The sequence below is a fragment of the Arthrobacter sp. Y3223151 genome, from assembly GCF_059091125.1.
This window is the reverse complement of record NZ_JBNHGI010000001.1, coordinates 171,270-189,308: the sequence shown is the minus strand read 5'-3', so window position 1 is coordinate 189,308 and position 18,039 is coordinate 171,270. Positions and strand designations below refer to the sequence as shown.

Here is an 18,039-nt window from a genome sequence, read left to right as displayed (position 1 = left end):
GGCCGCGGCTAGGGTAGGCGGGTGAACTACTTCCTCCGCAGGCCGTGGACCGGGCGGATCGGCGCGCTGCTGGGCATCCTGCTGATGGCGCTGAGCCTGCGCGCCGCGGTCTCCGCCGTCGGTCCGCTGCTGGGCCGGCTTGGCCCCGAACTTGGCTTCGACGCCACCACCATCGGCGTGTTGGCGATGCTGCCGCCGCTGGTGTTCGCCGCCGCCGGCCTGGGCACCCCGGCGCTGATCCGCTGGCTCGGGCTGGAAAAGGTGCTGGTGGCCGCCGTGCTGCTGGCGGTCGCCGGCCAGTTGGGCCGCGCCGCCGTCGACGGCGTGTGGCTGTTCCTTGCCCTGAGCGCGGTGGTGATGGCGGGGTACGGAATCGGCAACGTCGTGCTGCCGCCGCTGGTCCGGAAATACTTCCCGGACCGGGTGGGCGTGGTGACTGCGGGCTATGTGACCCTGCTGGCGGTCAGCACCGCGATGAGCCCGCAGCTGGCCGTCCCGGTGGCGGACGCCGCGGGCTGGCGGACATCGATCGCGCTCTGGGCATCGGTCAGTGCGGTGGTGCTCATCCCGTGGGCGGTGCAGGCGGGACGGGACCGCCGCAAGCGCCGCGCGGACGACGCCGCAGGGCGGGCTGCGTCGGCCGCCTCGCCCGAACCCCGTGCGGGCGAGGGTCCGCCCGGACCGGCCCGCGGCGACGGGCCTGCCGTTCGAGCCCGCGACGCCGCGGCGGGGCCGGCGAAGCTGAACCCGTGGCGTTCGCCGGTCGCCTGGGGTCTGGCCATCTTCCTGGCCGGCAACTCCGCGCAGACGTATGTGTACTTCGCGTGGCTGCCGCCGTACCTGACCGAACACGGCATCGACGCCGCGACGGCGGGGTCGGCCCTGGCGTACTTCGCCATCCTCGGGCTGCCCGCCAGCCTGCTGGTGCCACTGATCGTGCCCCGGCTGAGGCACCCCATCGCCGCCATCCTGGTGTTCACCGCCTGCTGGGTCGGCGGCCATCTGGGCCTGTTGCTCTCGCCGGAGAGCGGCACCTGGTGGTGGATGACCCTCTCCGGGCTGGGCCAGGGCACCTTCGCCACCGCGCTGCTGATGGTGAACCTGCGCTCGCGCACCACGCACGGCTCGGCGGTGCTGTCCGGCTTCAGCCAGGGCATCGGCTACGCCGGCGCGGGCCTTGCCCCGCTGCTGTTCGGCGTGGTGCACGAGGCCACCGGCTCCTGGACCGCTTCCTTTGCGATGCTGGGCGCCTGCATCGTGGTGATGCTGGTCGGCGCCGTGATGATCAACGCACCCAGGAACATCGAAGACCCGCCCGCGGCCGGGGGCCGGCGCAGGAACCCGCGCTCCCGAATGGACGGCACAGTGATGTCGAAGACCGCGTCAGCCGGCACCGCGGGAACAGCGCGGGCGGGCTAGAGGGCGGCCGCCTTCGCCAGGCCCGGCTCAAGCCGCGGCCTTTTGATCAGCGCCTTGATCGTCGTCCCGGCGGGGAGGGAAGGAGCCGAGGCATGGCTACCTGGGCTCCCACGCGTCGTCGCGCGCACTGCGCTCGGTGACTTCAGCGGGCAGCTGACCGGAGGCAAGCTGGTCCAGGCTAACCGACTCCAGAACTTCGCGCAGGCTGCTGCGCGCGGCAATCCAGACCGGCTGGAGAACCGCTGCCGGGTCCTCGTAGTGAACCGCTTCGGGCCGCACCCCGTGCACGCTCACCAGCGGCCCGTCGACCGCGCGGATGATGTCGGCGACGCTGATCTCGGCCGCCGTGCGGGCCAGGTGCCAGCCGCCGCCCTGGCCGCGGCGGCTGCGCACGATGCCGCTGCGCCGCAGGTCGGCGAGGATCGACAGCAAGTAGTTGTGCGGGATGTCCTGGGCGGCCGCTACGGCCTCGGCCGCCAGCGTCCCCGTCTGCGCCTCGGATGACCGGGCGATGACGATCAGGGCGCGCAGGGCGTAGTCGGATTTGGCGGAGATGTGCACCCGCCCATTGTCTCAGGCACCGGCGAGCTCCCGCGCGGGGTCCTCCTCGTGGCGGCGGCGCACCTCCTTGCGGACGGCCTGGGTGATCACCAGGCCGGCCGCGACCGCCAGGACGGCCAGCGTGAGCCAGACCGGTCCGGAGTTCCTTTCCGCCCCGCCCCACGTCTCCATCATGGTCTTGGCGTTGGTCAGGATGATGAGGCTTCCGGCTGCCACGCCGAGGACCGCCGCGGCCAGGTGCCGTACCAGCCACGCCGAGACGGGGGCCGCGATGACGCCGCCGGCCAGCAGGGCCAGAACCCAGGCGAAGTTGATGCCCTCCCGTCCGAGCGCGAGCAGGAAGCCAAAGGACGCACTGAGCGCAACGATGAACTCGGTGGCGGAGATCGAGCCGATGACCTTGCGGGGTTCCATCTTGCCGGTGGACAGCAGCGAAGTGGTGCCGATGGGCCCCCAGCCGCCGCCGCCGATGGCGTCCATCGTGCCGGCGACGAGGCCAAGCGGCATCAGGAAGGCGGCCTTGACCTGACCCTTGAACTGCGGGCGGCGGCCGGACAGGATCAGAAACCGGAACAGGACGTAGGCACCGAGCAGGAAGAGCAGCAGGGCAACCCACGGCTTGGCGACGTCGGCCGGCAGGCTGACCAGAAAGTTGGCTCCGATGAAGGCGCCGATGCCCCCGGGGACCGCCATGATTCCGACGATGCGCCAGTCGACGTTGCCGAACCTGTGGTGGGCGAAACCGGAGATCAGCGCCGTGCCGACCTCGGCGAGGTGGACTGCTGCGCTGGCCGCAGCGGGAGCGATGCCCACGGCGATCATCAGGCTGGAGGAGGTCACGCCGTAGCCCATGCCGAGCGAGCCGTCGACGGTCTGGGCGAGGAGGCCGACGATGGCCAGGAGGAGTAGATTGCGCATCGTGCGTGCCCTTCCTCGAAACTCTAGTAAGTCAATAGAGTTTGGAGTGTATGGGCACCGCGGCGCCCTGTCGATAGCAATCCCTCGCGGGCGCGCATCCTTGAGCAAACCTTGAGGAAGGTGCGTGGTCAGCCGTTCCGCTCACGCGGAAACGTAGGATGGGGAATTGACCGGGAGGTTCATCATGGTTCGCGTACGTTTGGCGGCGCGGCTGGTGCTGCCGGCCCTCTGGTTGGGCCTGATCGTCGGCATTTCGCTGATCGAAGCGCCGCTGAAGTTCCAGGCGCCCGGCATTACCATCCCGCTGGGACTGGGGATCGGCCGACTGGTCTTTACCGCGATGAACATCGTGGAGCTGGTCCTGGCCGCGCTGCTGGTGCTGTCTCTGGTGGGCCAGCGCGTGGACCGCAGGTTCTGGGCGCTGGTCGGCGGCGCCGTCGTCGTACTGCTGGCCAAAGTGATGGCGATCCGGCCGCTGCTCAACCGCCGGACCGACATGGTGCTGGCCGGCACCGATGACGGCGGGTCGGCCTTGCACTACCTCTACATCGCCGCCGACGGCATCCTGATCATCCTGCTGGTCCTGTTGCTCGTTGCCGCGGCACGCCGCTGGCTGCCGGCGACTGAGGCCGGACTTAGGGAACGTCGGCGCTGATCCTTCGACCGGGCGCCGTCACCACTCGCCCGGCAGGGCATAGGGCCGGGACCAGAGCGCGATCTGCAGGACCACTGCCTTCAGCCATGCCTGCTGCATGGCGTCCACGTTTTCGACGGGATCACCGCCGCCGGCCAGGAACGGCCGCATCGTGGTGACCACCGGCCCGATCAGCGCGATGAGGTGGCGCAGCGGGACGACCTGGGTGGACCCCACGTGGTCGGTTTCGTTCTTGTGTTCGGGGGTGTGCCGCAGGGCGATCTCGTTTTGGTAGTCCAGCCACTCCTGGTCGTAGGGCTTGGTACAGGTATCCCTGATCCACTGGCCAAACCGAAGACGGACCGCGTTCAGGTAGTCCTCGATGGGCGGGCCGTCGGGCCGGGAGAAGTGCGCGACCAGGTGGGGTTGGCCGCCGACGAATCCGTACCAGACGTCGAGCACGTCCTCAACCTGGCCGTCAAGGATCTCGCCGGCCCGGTGCAGCAGGGCGGCGTCATCGTCGCCAAACATGGCGCTGGCCTTGAGCTCCTCGAGTTCGGCCAGCGTGACCGGTGAATGGGCCACCGTGCCGTACTCGTAGCCCGGGATGTTTGAACCGCTGGATGCATGGACCGACATGGCAGTGCCTCCGCTGGAAGGATTGGGACCGGCGCCTTGAACGGCCATTTATACTCCGCGACGCCGGTGGGGTCAACGATGCCTAGTTGCCGAAGGCCGGCGGCGGGACCACGTCCGGCCGGGCCTCTTCCTCCTCCTTGCTCCTGGTGGCGGGGACCGTGACGATAATCGAGGCGATGGCGACCACCACCATGAATACGTTGAACAACAGCCCGACCGCCCCGCCGAAGCGCAGTGCCACGTTGTCCTGGCGGCCGATAAACAGGCCCCAGGACTGGATGAGTTCCGGGTTCACCGCCTGCGCGGCCACATACAGTGCCGCGGAGATGGCCACGCCGATGGCATTGCCCAGCGAGGACGCCATCTTGTAGATGCCGGACGCGGCACCCACCTGGGCGTCCGGGACGTTGGACAGGGCGGCGTCGGTGGACGGGGTGGCGTAAAGCCCCAGGCCGACGCCGAACAGGGTGAACCCGATGACGGTGAGCACTATGTACTCCTCGATCTGCAGGAACGTGGCGGAGCACAGCAGGATGCCGACGCCGGTGATCATGCTGCCCCACAGCATCGGCTTCTTCGGGCCGAAGCGCTGCAGCAGCTTCTCGCCCACCCGGATGGTGGCGAGGATGGCGATCAGGTAGCCGAGCGTCAGCAGGCCCGATTGCAGCGAGCTCAACCCGGCGGCCACCTGCACCAGTCCCAGCGAAACGATCAGCGTGCCCGCGGCGCCGTTGAGCAGGAAGTTGGACAGCGTCGCGCCGGTGAAGGTGCCGTTTCTGAAGAGCTTCAGGTCCACGAACGCGAAGTGGCGGTGGCTTTCGATCTGCAGGAACAGCAGGCCGAACACCACGAAAGCGGCCACCAGCGCGACGCCCGGCCAACTGAACCAGCCGATGGCCGGTCCCTGGGAGATGTACACGTTGATGGCCACCAGCATGACGATGAAGCAGGCCAGCCCGCCCCAGTCGAAGCGGTGCCCGGCGGCCTCGGGATCGGCGGCGGCCCGCGACTCGGGCGTGCCGCGAAGCAGGAAGAGCGCCAGCACGGACAGCACGATCGAGATCCAGAAGATGGACCGCCAGCCCAGGAAGGAGGTAGCCATCAGGCCGCCGAACAGGGCGCAGAAGCCCGAGCCACCCCAGGACCCGATGGACCAATACGAGAGCGCCCGCTGCCGGTCCTTGCCCTCGTAGTAGCTCTTGATCAGCGCCATGGTCGAGGGCATGATGCACGCGGCGGACAGGCCTTGGATCGCGCGGCCGCCCAGCAGCATAAAGTCGGTGAGGCCGCCGAGGTTTTCCGGTGTCAGCGCGATCAGCAGGGAGCCGAGAATGCTGAGGTAGATCCCGGCGTACATGATCTTGGCCCGGCCGATCCGGTCGGCGAGTCCGCCGGCGACGACGATGAAGATGCCGGAAAACAGCGACGTGATGGAGACGGCCAGGTTGGCCAGCGTCTGTTCGACCCCAAGCTGGTCCTGGATCCCCGGGATGACGTTGAGCAGGGTCTGGGCGAAGAGCCAGAAATTGATGACGGCCAGGACGATGCCCAGCAGCCACTTGTCGGTGGGTTTCCAGTCCGTGCGGACGGTGGCCGTGGTGGATTCGGTCATGGCAAACCCCTTACTGTGCCAGGTACTCCAGAGCTGCAACGACCTGAGCCTGGGTGGCGACCGAGAGCGTCGGGTCGATGGCGGGAGCGAAGAACGGTGAGTGGTTGGCCGGAATGTCTTCGGAGACGGTGCCGTTCTCCACGGCTTTCCGGTAGACGTCGGCCGGAACGGAGCCGACCGTCCAATAGGTGTAGGGCACCCCGAGGGCATCCGGAATCCGGCTGAAGTCCTCGGAAGCCGTGACGGGTTCGGCATGGTAGACCTGATCGCCCCCAAAGTGCCGCGTGAAGGCGGCCGTGATGCGCTCGGTCGTTTCGGCGTCGTTGCTGGTCAGCGGGAACTGGTCGTAGTACTCGAACTCCGGGTCGCGGGGCGATCCGGCGGCCGCACACTCGCCGCGGACGATCCGTTCGATCGATGCCATGATCCGTTCCCGCAGCACCAGGTCGTACGTGCGCAGGTTCAGCAGCAGCTCGGCGCGGTCCGGGATGATGTTGGACTTGGTGCCCGCGTTGGAGGCGCCGACGGTCACCACCGCGAATTCGCCCGGCTTGGTCTCGCGGGACACGATGGTCTGCAGCCGCAGCACGATCGATGCGGCCAGCACCACCGGGTCCACAGCGTTGTGCGGCATGGAGCCGTGGGCACCGCGCCCGTAGACCGTAATTTTCAGGGAGTCGCCGGCCGAGAGGATGGGGCCGGCCGTGGTGCCGATCTTTCCGGCCTCGGTGGGCATCACATGCTGGGCGAAGGCGACGTCGGGTGTGGGTATCCTGGCGGCCAGGCCGTCGTCGACCATTGCCCGGGCTCCGGCGGCCGTCTCCTCTCCCGGCTGGAAGAGCGCCACGTAGGTGCCCGCCCAGCCGTCCCTGTGCCCGGCCATCAGCTTTGCCGCGCCCAGCAGGGACACGATGTGCATGTCATGGCCGCAGGCGTGCATGACTCCGGTGGTCCCGCCCCCGGGAAGCTTCGCGGTGGTCTCCGCGGCGTAGTCCAGGCCGGTGGCCTCGGCGACCGGCAGCGCATCGATGTCCGCCCGTGCCAGCACCGTGCTGCCGGAACCGTTGGCCAGGACCCCGACGACGCCCGTCCCGCCGATCCGCTGGACCTCGTAGCCGAAGCCGGTCAGCTCCCGCGCGATCAGGTCGGCGGTGTTGTGTTCTTCCATGCTGAGCTCGGGGTTTCGGTGCAGGTCCTTGTACAGGTCCCGTTGCCAGCCCAGCTCTCGCTCCAGTGAGCCGGTGAGGCCGTCCGTGATCGCCATGTTTGCCCTCCTGGTCCGCCGGCCGAAGTGGGGGCCGGCTGGTTAGGCGCGCTTTCTCCAACGGTAGGACTCGGGCCGTTCAGACACAACGACGACGGCGGTGTCCCGGCCACTCGCGATTCCTCATCCGGGCGCGGGTGCCGGGCACGGCGGGGCAAGGGCGGCGGCACCTCACCTAACCGGCTGACATTTCCACCGGCCAGGCGGTCAGCTCCACCACGGACCCGCCGCGCAGCACGGCCAGCGGGAACTCGACGCCGATGGCATCCGCGAAGAGCAGCCGCTGCAGGCTTTGCGCGCTGGCCACCGGCTGCCCGGCGGCCCGGATCACCAGGTCGCCCGGTCGCAGTCCGGCCTGCTCGGCGGGGGAGCCGGGCAGCACCTCGACCACCCGCAGCGCGTTCCGCTCGCCGGTCCGCATGATGTCCCGCGGGGACAGCGGCAGCGGCGTACTCACCAGGCCGAGGTAGGCGCGCCTCACGCGCCCGTCGGCCAGCAGCGCCGAGATGATCCGGCGGGTCGTGGCGTTAATCGGCACGGCCAGGCCGAGTCCGATCCCGGCGACGGCCGTGTTGATCCCGACCACCCGTCCGGAGGCGTCGGCCAGGGCGCCGCCGGAACTGCCCGGGTTCAGGGCGGCGTCCGTCTGTATGACGTCCTCAATCACCCTCCGGTTCCGGCCCGCGGCGACGGGGATGGAGCGGCCCAGCGCGCTCACCACCCCGGCCGTCACCGAGCCGGAGAGGCCCAGCGGGCTGCCGACGGCGACGACGAGTTGGCCTACGCGCAGCTTGGACGCATCGCCCAGCTCGACCGGGCGCGGCACCGTGAGCCGGCCGCGCAGTACTGCGAGGTCGGAGAGCGGATCCGCGCCGACCACGTCAACGTCCGTGCGTGACCCGTCCGCGAAGGCCGCGTGACCGCCGTCGGAGTTCGCCACCACGTGCGCGTTGGTGAGCAGGTAGCCGTCCTCGGTGAACACCACGGCCGAGCCGCCGGACGGGAAGGTCCTGTCCCGGCGTCGCACGTCCATCTGAATGCCCGCCACGTGCGGCGTGACGGTCTCCGCTATGCGCACCACGGACGCCGAATACGAGTCCAGCGGGTCCTGGGCAGCGTGTGCCGCCTGCGGGTCGGCATGCGGTTCCGGGATTGTGTTCACGGCCCACCTCCGGGAGCTTTGCTTGCTCTCCATGGAACCGCAGAATGGCCCGGTTTAATCCGGCTGCCGCTACGCCTTCAGTGAACCGGGAGTTAACCACGCGACGGCGGGCGGTCGGCTGGTTGCCGGCCGCCCGCCGTCGCGGTACTCAGGATGAAATCAGAACGGGTACTGCGCGATGTCGGGGCGGACGGTGAGCCATTGGGTTTCGGTGAAGGATTCCATGTTGGCCTGGTGGCCGCCGATGCGGGAGCCGTTGCCGGAGTTCTTAGTGCCGCCGAACGGGGAGTTCGCTTCGTCGGAGACGGTTTGTTCGTTGATGTGGACCTTGCCCGAATCGACGCGGTCGGCGATCTGCATGGCCAGGCCCACGTCGCCGAGGATGGAGAGCGAGAGCCCGTACTCGTTGGCGTTGGCCAGTTCCACGGCCTCGTCGATGGTGGAGAACTTCATCACCGGGGCGACGGGGCCGAAGATTTCGTCCTTCCATGCGGTGTTGGCCGGGTCGAGGTCGGCCAGCACGGTGGGGGAGTAGAACGGGCCGTCGTTGGTGCCGCCGGCGGCCAGCCGGGCGCCGCCGGCGACCGCGTCCTGCACGATCGAGTCGATGCGCTTGAGCTGGTGCTCGTCGATGATCGGGCCGAGCGCGACGGTGCCGGTCTTGGGGTCGCCGACCGGCAGGCTCCTGGCCTTCTCGGCGAGGGCGGCGACGTAGTCCTCGTAGATGTCCTCGTGGACGATGTGCCGGCCGGTGGTCATGCAGATCTGGCCCTGGTGCATGAACGATCCGAACGCGGCGGCGGAGGCGGCCTTGGCCAGGTCCGCGCCGGGCAGCACGATCATGGCGTTGTTGCCGCCGAGTTCCAGGTGCGCGCGTTTGAGGTTCCGGGCGGCGGATTCGCCGATCTTCCGGCCGGCCGCGGTGGAGCCGGTGAAGGAGATGACCCGGACTTCGGGGGCTTCGACCACTGCCGCGCCGATGTCGGCGCCGCCGGGCAGCAGGGAGAGCAGCCCGGCGGGCAGGCCCGCTTCTTCGAAGACGCGCATCAGGCTCACGCCGCCGCAGACGGCGGTGCGGGGGTCGGGTTTGAGCAGCACCGCGTTGCCCAGGGCGAGGGCGGGGGCGACGGAGCGGATGGAGAGGATCAGCGGGAAGTTGAACGGCGCGATGACCGAGACCACGCCGACGGGGCGGCGGCGGGCGAAGGACCAGCGGTCCTCGTTGGAGGTCAGCACGTCGCCGGCCGGCAGGGAGGGCAGCGCGGCGGCTTCGTAGCATTCGTTGGCGGCGATGTGGGTTTCCAGGCCGGCCTTGGGGCCGATGCCGCCGGATTCGCGCACGATCCAGGACTGGATTTCCTCGGCGTGTTCCTCCCAGAGCGCGCCGGCGCGGCGCAGCACCGCGGCGCGTTCTTCCGGCTTGCGGGCGGCCCAGTCCTTCTGCGCCGCGGCAGCCACTGCTGCCGCTTCCTGCACGTCCTCGACCGAGGCCAGCCCGTAGCGGCCCAGGGTCTCGCCGGTGGCCGGCTCCACCGAAACGGCGGTGCCGGCACCGCCGTCGCGCCAGCCGTTGACATGGATCTTGCCCTCCCACAGGGAGGCATTAAGCAGGGACATATCCCGTCCTTTCAGGTTGATTGCATGGTTGTGCAGGCCGCACGGCGCGGCCGGGCGGGGTTTCAGCCGGCGGCCTTCAAGACGGCCTTGATGGTCCCGCCGGCGGCGGAATCGGCGATGGCCGTGTCGATCTGGTCGAACCCGTAGTACTTGACCAGCCTGTCGAAGGGGAACCGTCCGGCCTTGTACAGGGCGATGAGTCCGGGGATCAGCTGGGCGGAGGTGCTGGAACCGCCGAGGGTGCCGATGATGCGCTTGCCCCAGAGCGTGCGCAGGTGGTCCACAGAGAACCGCGCCTGCGCCGGCGCGCCGCCGATCAGGATCAGCGTGCCCAGCATGCCCACGGCGTCCGCGGCTTCTTCAACCACCTTGATGTTGCCGGTGCACTCCAGCACGTAGTCGGCCTGGCCGCCGCAGATGCGCTGGATCTCCTCGAGGGCGTTGGTGTTGCCGGAATTGATGGTGTGGGTGGCACCGAGTTCGCGCGCCAGTTCCAGCCGCGAATCGTGCAGGTCGATGGCGATGATCGTGGCCGCGGGCGTGTTCTTCGCGGCCATGATGGCGGCCAGGCCCACGGCGCCGGCTCCGTACACCACCAGCGACTGGCCGGGTTCGGGCCTGGCCGTGTTGAACACCGCGCCGGCACCCGTCGTGATGCCGCAGGCCAGCGGCCCGAGCAGTTCCAGCGGGATGTCCTTGTCCACCTTCACCAGCGACGACGCCAGGGCGAGCGAGTAGTCGGCGAAGGACGACTGGCCAAAGAAGTGGCCGGAGACCTTGCCTCCGTCGGCCCGGGTGTAGGCGGACTTGCCGGCGTCGTGACCCTTGAACCGGGCGCCGCTCACCAGCGCTTCGCCCAGGCGCAGGCAGTACCGGTGCTCGCCGCGCAGGCAGTTCTTGCATTCGCCGCAGTACGCCCAGCCCATGATGACGTGGTCGCCCACGGCAACATTCGTCACGCCGTCCCCGACGGCCTCCACGACGCCGGAGCCTTCATGGCCCAGCACGCCGGGCAGCGGCAGCGGCATGTCGCCGGCCTGGGTGATCAGGTCGGTATGGCAGAGGCCGACGGCGGCCACCTTGACCAGTACTTCGCCCGGACCGGGCTCGTCCAGCTCCAGCTGCTCGGGGACGAACGGGGCATCCTTTTCTTCGACTACCAGCGCATTGATCTTCATTGCCATGCTCCTTACGGTCTTGCCGGCTATGTTGACGTGTCACTCATTCAACGTTTCACAACGAAGGAAAAGTCCCAAGGGGCACCTGGACCGATCCCGCTCGGCCGCCGCCGTCGACTGGACACCCTCCCGGTCTATCGCAGGCTCGGCGGCAACGTCCATGAAGATGGAGCCGCAGCCGACGGGGAAGAGCCGAATGGCCCCGGGTGCCGGGTGGCCCGGAGCCGAATGGCCCCGGGCGCCGTGTGGCACGGTGCCCCGCGGCGGAGCCAGATCACTCCCAGTCGCCCGAGCGATACAGTCCGGCGCCAGCGGCTGCCGCGGTGACGGCCAGCTACGCCGTCGTTCCGATTTCCGCTTCCATGTCGGCGGTGCTCATCACCCGGCCGAAGAAGGTGCCGATGGCGTCCAGGGTAGCGGCCTGGGCAGCCTCCGACCGGCCGCCGGTGGCGTCCGAGAGGAACGCCACCTTGTAGTCATTCATGTAGGCACTGCGCGCGGTCGATTCGCAGCACACCTCGGTCAGCGTGCCGGCGATGATCACCGTGTCTACCGTGTTCAAGCCGCGGATGGTCGACAGAACGCTCTTCAGTGGCGTGTTGTGGAACGCGTCGTAGCGGTGCTTGTCCAGCACATAATCGGCGGCTTCGGGTTTGAGTTCCTCGACGATTTCAACTCCGCTGGTTCCGCGGCGCATGCCGGCCGCCCGCAGCCGCTGGTTGTAGGTGGTCTCCAACGGCGAAACGTCGAATGTATCCAGCAGCACGTGGCGGGTGTAGACGACCGGGATGCCTGCCTGCCGGCAGGCCGCGGCCGCGGTCACCATTTCCGGCAGCCGGTGGCGTGCCATGGGCACTTCCATCGGCGCGCCTTCCAGCACGAAATCGTTCTGCATGTCGATCATCAGCAGTGCGGTCCTGGCCGCATCGATGCGCCACATGTTGGGCCCCCTGTCGGCTCTGGCCGGTCCGGGCATTCTGCCCGCCGGATCTGGGACCTAGGCTACATGTTCCCTCGCGTCTCGCTGCCCCCGCTGACCTGCTGCCCTGCAAAGGATGCCGGAAGAAGCCTATTCCTGCTCTGCCAACTCCTGCCGTGCTGCTGCGGCGGCCTTGCGCGTCCGATCGGCGGTCTTGGCGGCGGATACCAGGTCTTCCTCGGCAGCCTCCATCTTGCGGTCGGTCGAGGCGACCTCGCGTTCCAGGTCCTCGATGCGCCGCTTGAGTTCGGCGAGCTCGTCCACGAGTTCGTCCCGCCGGTTCTGCAGTTGGTCAAGCTTGTCCAGCACCTTCTGTTCCGATGCTTCGGCGTCTTCCTTGCGCTGCTCCGCCTTGTCCAGCGCAGCCCTCGCCTGCCGGCGCCGCCGCTCGGCCTCTTCGGCTTCCTGCTTGGCGGCCCGTTCGGCCTTGGCGGCCCGGCGCTCGGCGAGTTCGTCCCGCGAGGACCGTTTCGGCTGGAGGCGTGGCGCCGGCTCGGCACCAGCATCCGGGGGAGCGCCCGCCCCGGGCAGGGCCACCCGGCCGTCCAGGTCCACCGGGTCGATCCCGTTTGACGACAGCGACTCGGTCAGCAGGCCGCTGGTTACGGCCGCCGCCGCATCGGCATCCGCCATCGCCGCGTGCAGCGTCTGCTCCGCCTCGGCGACCGCCGCGGCACTCACCTTCTGCCCGAGCTCATCGGCCAGCTTCCGGCCCTCCGCCGCTACGGCGGCCAGCAGTTCCCGGCGCTGGTCACCCAGTCGGCGCAGTTGTTGCGGATCGAGCTGCTCCTGGGCTTCGCTCATGGCGTGGCCCAGTTCCACGATGCCCGTGATGTCAGCGCTCCGCTGCCGGCTCAGGAGATTGACCAGCCAGGCCGCGGCGGACGGTTTGGCCAGCGCTTTGATCTGCCGGGCGAGCTCCTTGTGGCCGTCCTGGGCTGCCTCCTTGGCCCTGGCGTTGCGGGCTGCGGTGAATTCCCCGGGCAGCAGCGCGTATAGCTCTCGTGCCGCGCTCTCCAGGTCCATGTGCCCAGCCTAATAGGAGCGACTGGGCCCTGTTGTTTCCGGCCAAGCCGGTGGTGCAGCAGGCCCGGCCCGGGACGGGGCGCCCGCACCCGTGACCCAGTCCGGCGGCGGTGTAACCACCTTGGCCGGCATGCCGGCGGCAGAAGCGGGGCGCTCAGCGGCTAGCGGGACTTTCTGGTCTCGCGGTCGTTGGCCTTGCGCAGCGCATCGACCAGTTCTGACTTATCCATCTTCGACCGGCCGGGGACGTCGAGCTTCTTGGCCAGATCGTAGAGGTGCTGCTTGGAGGCGTTGGCGTCCACCCCGCCCTTGGTTTCCCGAGACGTGCCGGCGCCGCCCTCGGCCTGCGGGTCGGAGGGGCCCTTCTTTTCCTTCGGCTCCCAGTGGTCGCCCACCTTCTCGTGCGTGTGCTTGAGCGCGCTGTAGGCCACGCGGTGGGCGCGCTCCTCGTCGCCGTACGTTTCGGCGGCGGAATCATGGGCTTCCGCGAAGGTCTCCTGGGCCTTCTTACCGGACCGCTGGAGCGTGCTGGGCAATTCGCTCTGCTTCGGCTTGCCGCTCTTCGTCGTCTTCGGCACCTGGACCACGTCCCTTCAGAAAGGATTGTTCGCCATTCCACCTCCAACGTGGCACAGTTCGCCGGCGCTGCCAAGGGAGATGTGCCGGGGTGTGGAAGCGCGAACAACGACGGCGGGACAGCGGCCTGCCGCCGGGGAGCGGCCGCGATGCCGTAGGGCGCCAGAGGCACCGGCACAATGGAAGGGTGAGCCAGTCAACCCCGCAGGAACCCGCGCGCCGTCAGGTCCTGTTCGACCTGGCCGCGCTGGGCGAAGGCCTGGTCTTCGCCGAGTCTTTGGACGACCTGGCCGCCGCCCTGACGGGCGGCCCCGTCGCCGAAGAACCCGCACCCGCCGGCACCCGGACGGGCACCGCCGTCGTGCAGGCCCCGCCGGGCACGGGCAAGACGACCCTGGTTCCGCCGCTGGTCGCCAACCTGGTGGCCGCTGCCGCGGCGGGCGGCCGGCCGCGCATCGTGGTCACCCAGCCCCGCCGGGTCGCCGCCCGTTCCGCCGCCAGGCGCCTGGCGGCGCTGGATGGCAGCCGGTTGGGCGAACGGGTCGGCTATACGGTGCGCGGGGAACGCCGGGCGGGCCCGCAGACGCTTATCGAATTCGTCACGCCGGGAATCCTGCTGCGAAGGCTGCTCACCGATCCCGGCCTGGACGGGACGGACGCGGTGATCCTGGACGAAGTGCATGAGCGCGGCTTGGAGACCGACCTGCTGGTCGGCATGCTCGGCGAGGTCCGCCAGCTGCGCGGGGACCTCATGTGGGTGGCGATGTCGGCCACCCTGGACGCGCCGCGCTTCGCGGCCTTGATCGGCGCGGACGACGGCGCCGGCCCGGCCCCGGTGGTCGAGTGTCCTTCGGCGCTGCATCCCCTGGAGGTGAGGTGGGCTCCGGCCTCGCTGCCGCGGTTGGACGGGCGGGGAGTGGCCCGCGGTTTTCTGGACCACGTCGCGTTCACGGCAGCGGCCGCGCACGCCGAGGCGCTCGCGGACGACCCCTCGGTGGATGCCCTGGTGTTCGTGCCGGGCGCCTGGGAAGTGCAGCAGGTGGCCGCGGCGATCCGGGACAGGGTCCGCGGCGGCACGGGCGGCGCCGGCACCGGCACGGACGTACTGGAGCTGCACGGGCAGGCGGATCCGGCCACGCAGGACCGCGCCGTTTCCGGCCGGGAACCCGGCGGGCCGCCGCGCATCATCGTCTCCACCTCGCTGGCCGAGTCCTCGCTCACCGTGCCGGGCGTGCGGTTGGTCGTCGACTCCGGGCTGTCGCGTGAACCCCGCCGGGACGCCGCCCGCGGCATGTCCGGGTTGGTGACGGTGTCGGCCTCGCGCGCTTCCGCCGACCAGCGCGCCGGCCGCGCAGCCCGCCAGGGGCCGGGCACCGTGGTGCGCTGCTACGAACCGAAAACCTTTGGCGCCGCGCCCGCCCACCCCACCCCGGAGATCGCCGTCGCCGACCTCACCGGTGCCGCGCTGGTGCTGGCCTGCTGGGGCGCCCCGGGCGGCGAGGGGCTGCAGCTTCCGGACGCGCCGCCGGCGCCGGCCATGGCGGACGCCGTCCGCACGCTGCATGAGCTGGGCGCTATTGACGACGGCGGCCGGGCCACCGATGTGGGGCGTGTCCTCGCCCGGGTCCCGGCCGATCCCCGGCTGGGCCGGGCCCTGCTGGATGGTGCAGCGGTGGTAGGCCGGCAGGTGGCCGCCGAAGTGGTCGCCATGGTCTCCGGTGAGGAGCGGGCGCCCGGGGCCGACCTCACGGTGCTGCTGTCCCGGCTGCGTTCGGCAGGCCGCGGCGACCCGGCCGCGCGGCGCTGGCGGGAGGAGGCGCAGCGGCTGGAGGGCATCGCACGGCAGGAGGCCACCGCCGTCGTGCCTCCCATGGGCGAGGTGGGCGCGGCGGAGCATGCCGGCTTCGTGGTGGCGCTGGCCTTCCCCGAACGGGTCGCCCGCCGCGTCCCCGGTCCCGGGCAGATCTACCTGCTGGCATCCGGGACCCGTGCGGGGCTGCCGTCGGGCAGTCCGCTGGCCGGGCAGGAGTGGCTGGCTGTGGCCGAGGTGTCCCGGGCGCAGGGCCGCGACGCGGCAGGCACCGGGGCGGTGATCCGCGCCGCCGCCCCGTTGGCGGAGGTTACGGCGGCAGCGGCTGCGCGGCACCTGACGACCGACCGGGTGGAGGCTCGCTTCGAGTCGGGCAAACTCGCGGCCCGCCGCGAACGCAGGCTTGGCGCCATCGTGCTCTCCTCGGCACCGGTCCTGCCGTCGCGGGACGAGGGCCGGGAGGCAGTAGCCCGGGCCCTGGAAGAGCGCGGGCTGGGCATCCTTGGCAGGTCGGAGGCAGCGAGGGGGCTGCGCCGCCGGCTGGCCCTGCTGCACCGCGAACTGGGAACGCCCTGGCCGGACGTCGCCGACGAGGCGCTGCTGGGACGGCTGTCCGATTGGCTGGCACCTGAACTGGAGGCGCTCGCCGGCGGGAAGCCGGCCGCCGCAGTGGACCTGGCCGAGCCCCTGCGCCGGCTGTTGCCCTGGCCGGAAGCGGCCAGGTTCGATGAGCTCGTGCCGGAGCGGCTGGAGGTTCCCAGCGGTTCGCGGGTGCGGATCGACTACCCGGACCGTGACGGCCATGAGCGGCCGGTGGTGGCTGTCAAACTGCAGGAGTGCTTCGGCTGGTCGGATACGCCCCGGCTGGTGGGCGGTCGCGTCCCCGTGCTGTTTCACCTGCTCTCGCCCGCGGGCAGGCCGCTGGCCGTCACCGACGACCTGGCGTCTTTCTGGTCCGGTCCCTACGCGCAGGTCCGCGCCGAGATGCGCGGCCGCTACCCGAAGCACCCGTGGCCGGAGGACCCGTGGACCGCCCCGGCCACCGCGCGGACCAAGCACCGGAGGTAAGGGGCGGGCCTGCCGCCCGGGCCTGGGCGTCTGGGCGCGCGCCGCCCGCCCGGCGTGCGGGATTCAAACCGGCCGGCGCCCGGCCGGGCGTGCTGTCCCTCAGCGGATGAAGTGTCGGGAGATGAGCAGCCGCTGGATCTGGTTGGTCCCCTCGAAGATCTGCATGACCTTGGCCTCGCGCATGTACCGCTCGGCCGGAAGGTCCCGGGTGTAGCCGGCCCCGCCCAGCACCTGCACGGCGTTGGTCGTCACGCTCATCGCGTTGTCGGTGGCCACCAGCTTGGCGATCGAGGCCTCCCGGCCATAGGGAAGGCCGGCGTCCTTCAGCCGGGCCGCCGCCAGGTACATGGCGCGCGCGGTTTCCACCTCCACCGCCATGTCGGCGATCAGGAAGGCCAGCCCCTCGTGCTCGATCAGCCGTTTGCCGAAGGCCTCGCGCTCGTTGGCGTAGGAGGCGGCCAGGTCCAGCGCAGCCTGGCCCAGCCCGGCGGCCACCGCCGCAATGCCCAGCCGGCCCGAGTCCAGCGCCGCGAAGGCGATCGCCAGGCCCTGGCCTTCCTCGCCGATCAGGCGGTTGGCCGGGACATACACGTCGTCGAAGTTCATCGTCGCCGTGGTGGAGGCCGTCAGCCCCATCTTGTGCTCGGGCGGCGCCGCACTCAGTCCCTCGGCGTCGGCCGGAACCAGGAAGCAGGAGATCCCGTGCCGGGGATCGTCGGACGTCCTGGCCATGACCGTGTAGAAATCGGCCTCGCCGGCGTGCGTGGTCCAGGCCTTCGCGCCGCGGATCAGGTAGCCCTCGCCCTTCCGGACGGCGCGGGTGCGCATCGCCGCCGGGTTGGAGCCGGCGTGCGATTCGGAGAGGCAGTAGGCACCCAGGGTGTCGCCCGAGAGCATCTCCGGCAGCCAGGTCTTGCGCTGCGTGTCGCTGCCGAAATGCACCAGCGGGAAGCACGAGAGGGCATGGACGCTGACGCCCACCGCAACGCTGCCCCACGCGGCGCCGAGTTCCTCCAGGACCTGCAGGTAGACCTCGGCCGGCTGGCCGCCTCCGCCGAACTCCTCGGGGTAGGGCAGGCTGAGCAGCCCGGCTTCCCCCAGCATTCGGAAGATCCCGCGCGGGAACCGCTCGGCGGCCTCGGCCGCGGCCGCCTGCGGCAGCAGCTCGCGGTCCGCGATGTCGCGGACCAGTTCGATCAGGTCCTGTGCTTCCTCCGTCGGCAACAACCGTTGCACAACCATCGCCACTCACCCCTCCGGCTACCGGCCTGGGTGCGGACCGGCTCCTGGATTGCCGCAGCCAGACCGGGTTTGCCGGGCCGCTGCGCTGCGTCCATGTCATTGCGTGAGTCAACTACAACACGGCAACAGGGGCCTGACAAGCATGATCCCCGGCGTGTGTGCGAGCCGATGTCTGGCGTGTGTCCCGGCCGGTGTGGGCCGGTGTCCCGGCCGGTCGAGCCGCGCTGCCGAGCAACAGGAGCAGCCACTGGACACCGGTGACGGCCGCGATCACCCAGGGCGGCCGAGCTGTGCGAGAGCGGCCTTCAGCGACGGGGTTGTGTCGACTTTCGGC

The 18,039-nt window shown here is 70.2% G+C and carries 15 protein-coding genes; 3 read left to right on the top strand and 12 right to left on the bottom strand.

Annotated elements, in window-relative coordinates:
* The first annotated feature begins 21 nt into the window (after positions 1-21).
* Positions 22-1,419 (top strand): MFS transporter, encoded by a 1,398-nt coding sequence (locus AC5RUP_RS00900; RefSeq protein ID WP_494158216.1) that lies wholly within the window; start codon positions 22-24, stop codon positions 1,417-1,419.
* 96 nt (positions 1,420-1,515) lie between these two features.
* On the opposite strand, the gene AC5RUP_RS00895 is transcribed toward AC5RUP_RS00900, so the two are convergent.
* Entirely contained in the window at positions 1,516-1,980 is a 465-nt protein-coding gene (locus tag AC5RUP_RS00895) for an RrF2 family transcriptional regulator (protein WP_494157801.1), read from the bottom strand.
* A 12-nt stretch (positions 1,981-1,992) separates the two neighbouring features.
* Positions 1,993-2,898: a sulfite exporter TauE/SafE family protein gene (locus tag AC5RUP_RS00890; protein WP_494153318.1), complete on the bottom strand. Its 906-nt coding sequence runs from the start codon at positions 2,896-2,898 to the stop codon at positions 1,993-1,995.
* Between the two features lie 184 nt (positions 2,899-3,082).
* Here AC5RUP_RS00890 and AC5RUP_RS00885 point away from each other — a divergent pair, with 184 nt between their 5' ends.
* A complete protein-coding gene (locus AC5RUP_RS00885) occupies positions 3,083-3,553 on the top strand; it encodes a hypothetical protein (protein ID WP_494153317.1) in 471 nt (156 codons plus the stop codon).
* An 18-nt stretch (positions 3,554-3,571) separates the two neighbouring features.
* Here the strand turns inward: AC5RUP_RS00885 and AC5RUP_RS00880 are convergent, their stop codons facing one another.
* The 9 genes from AC5RUP_RS00880 to AC5RUP_RS00840 form a co-directional block, all read right to left on the bottom strand.
* Positions 3,572-4,171 (bottom strand): protoglobin domain-containing protein, encoded by a 600-nt coding sequence (locus AC5RUP_RS00880; RefSeq protein WP_494065072.1) that lies wholly within the window; start codon positions 4,169-4,171, stop codon positions 3,572-3,574.
* A gap of 82 nt (positions 4,172-4,253) precedes the next feature.
* Positions 4,254-5,783 carry an MFS transporter gene (locus AC5RUP_RS00875; RefSeq protein ID WP_494153316.1) on the bottom strand — a complete coding sequence of 510 codons (1,530 nt, stop codon included), beginning with the start codon at positions 5,781-5,783 and terminating at the stop codon, positions 4,254-4,256.
* 10 nt (positions 5,784-5,793) lie between these two features.
* The gene (locus tag AC5RUP_RS00870; protein ID WP_494158215.1) at positions 5,794-7,047 is read right to left on the bottom strand and encodes an amidohydrolase; all 1,254 of its coding nucleotides are present in this window, start codon (positions 7,045-7,047) and stop codon (positions 5,794-5,796) included.
* A gap of 175 nt (positions 7,048-7,222) precedes the next feature.
* The gene (locus AC5RUP_RS00865; protein ID WP_494149829.1) at positions 7,223-8,209 is read right to left on the bottom strand and encodes a S1C family serine protease; all 987 of its coding nucleotides are present in this window, start codon (positions 8,207-8,209) and stop codon (positions 7,223-7,225) included.
* A 159-nt stretch (positions 8,210-8,368) separates the two neighbouring features.
* Positions 8,369-9,826, bottom strand: coding sequence for a benzaldehyde dehydrogenase (locus AC5RUP_RS00860; RefSeq protein WP_494154417.1), 1,458 nt, complete (start codon positions 9,824-9,826; stop codon positions 8,369-8,371).
* A 62-nt stretch (positions 9,827-9,888) separates the two neighbouring features.
* The gene (locus tag AC5RUP_RS00855; protein WP_494154418.1) at positions 9,889-11,004 is read right to left on the bottom strand and encodes an NAD(P)-dependent alcohol dehydrogenase; all 1,116 of its coding nucleotides are present in this window, start codon (positions 11,002-11,004) and stop codon (positions 9,889-9,891) included.
* A 334-nt stretch (positions 11,005-11,338) separates the two neighbouring features.
* A complete protein-coding gene (locus AC5RUP_RS00850; RefSeq protein ID WP_494154419.1) occupies positions 11,339-11,944 on the bottom strand; it encodes an isochorismatase family protein in 606 nt (201 codons plus the stop codon).
* 129 nt (positions 11,945-12,073) lie between these two features.
* A complete protein-coding gene (locus AC5RUP_RS00845; protein WP_494154420.1) occupies positions 12,074-13,009 on the bottom strand; it encodes a transposase in 936 nt (311 codons plus the stop codon).
* A gap of 161 nt (positions 13,010-13,170) precedes the next feature.
* Positions 13,171-13,587 (bottom strand): ChaB family protein, encoded by a 417-nt coding sequence (locus tag AC5RUP_RS00840; protein WP_493978946.1) that lies wholly within the window; start codon positions 13,585-13,587, stop codon positions 13,171-13,173.
* A 185-nt stretch (positions 13,588-13,772) separates the two neighbouring features.
* Here AC5RUP_RS00840 and hrpB point away from each other — a divergent pair, with 185 nt between their 5' ends.
* On the top strand, positions 13,773-16,463 hold the full coding sequence (gene hrpB / locus AC5RUP_RS00835; protein WP_494158214.1) for an ATP-dependent helicase HrpB: 2,691 nt from the start codon (positions 13,773-13,775) through the stop codon (positions 16,461-16,463).
* 99 nt (positions 16,464-16,562) lie between these two features.
* Here the strand turns inward: hrpB and AC5RUP_RS00830 are convergent, their stop codons facing one another.
* A complete protein-coding gene (locus AC5RUP_RS00830) occupies positions 16,563-17,705 on the bottom strand; it encodes an acyl-CoA dehydrogenase family protein (protein WP_494153593.1) in 1,143 nt (380 codons plus the stop codon).
* Between the last annotated feature and the right edge of the window lie 334 nt (positions 17,706-18,039).

Excerpts from the sequence above, each read along its gene's own strand:
- AC5RUP_RS00890 (WP_494153318.1), bottom strand. The coding sequence starts at position 2,898 with ATGCGCAATCTACTCCTCCTGGCCATCGTCGGCCTCCTCGCCCAGACC.
- AC5RUP_RS00885 (WP_494153317.1), top strand. The coding sequence starts at position 3,083 with ATGGTTCGCGTACGTTTGGCGGCGCGGCTGGTGCTGCCGGCCCTCTGG.
- AC5RUP_RS00880 (WP_494065072.1), bottom strand. The coding sequence starts at position 4,171 with ATGTCGGTCCATGCATCCAGCGGTTCAAACATCCCGGGCTACGAGTAC.
- AC5RUP_RS00875 (WP_494153316.1), bottom strand. The coding sequence starts at position 5,783 with ATGACCGAATCCACCACGGCCACCGTCCGCACGGACTGGAAACCCACC.
- AC5RUP_RS00870 (WP_494158215.1), bottom strand. The coding sequence starts at position 7,047 with ATGGCGATCACGGACGGCCTCACCGGCTCACTGGAGCGAGAGCTGGGC.
- AC5RUP_RS00860 (WP_494154417.1), bottom strand. The coding sequence starts at position 9,826 with ATGTCCCTGCTTAATGCCTCCCTGTGGGAGGGCAAGATCCATGTCAAC.
- AC5RUP_RS00855 (WP_494154418.1), bottom strand. The coding sequence starts at position 11,004 with ATGAAGATCAATGCGCTGGTAGTCGAAGAAAAGGATGCCCCGTTCGTC.
- AC5RUP_RS00850 (WP_494154419.1), bottom strand. The coding sequence starts at position 11,944 with ATGTGGCGCATCGATGCGGCCAGGACCGCACTGCTGATGATCGACATG.
- AC5RUP_RS00845 (WP_494154420.1), bottom strand. The coding sequence starts at position 13,009 with ATGGACCTGGAGAGCGCGGCACGAGAGCTATACGCGCTGCTGCCCGGG.
- AC5RUP_RS00830 (WP_494153593.1), bottom strand. The coding sequence starts at position 17,705 with ATGGTTGTGCAACGGTTGTTGCCGACGGAGGAAGCACAGGACCTGATC.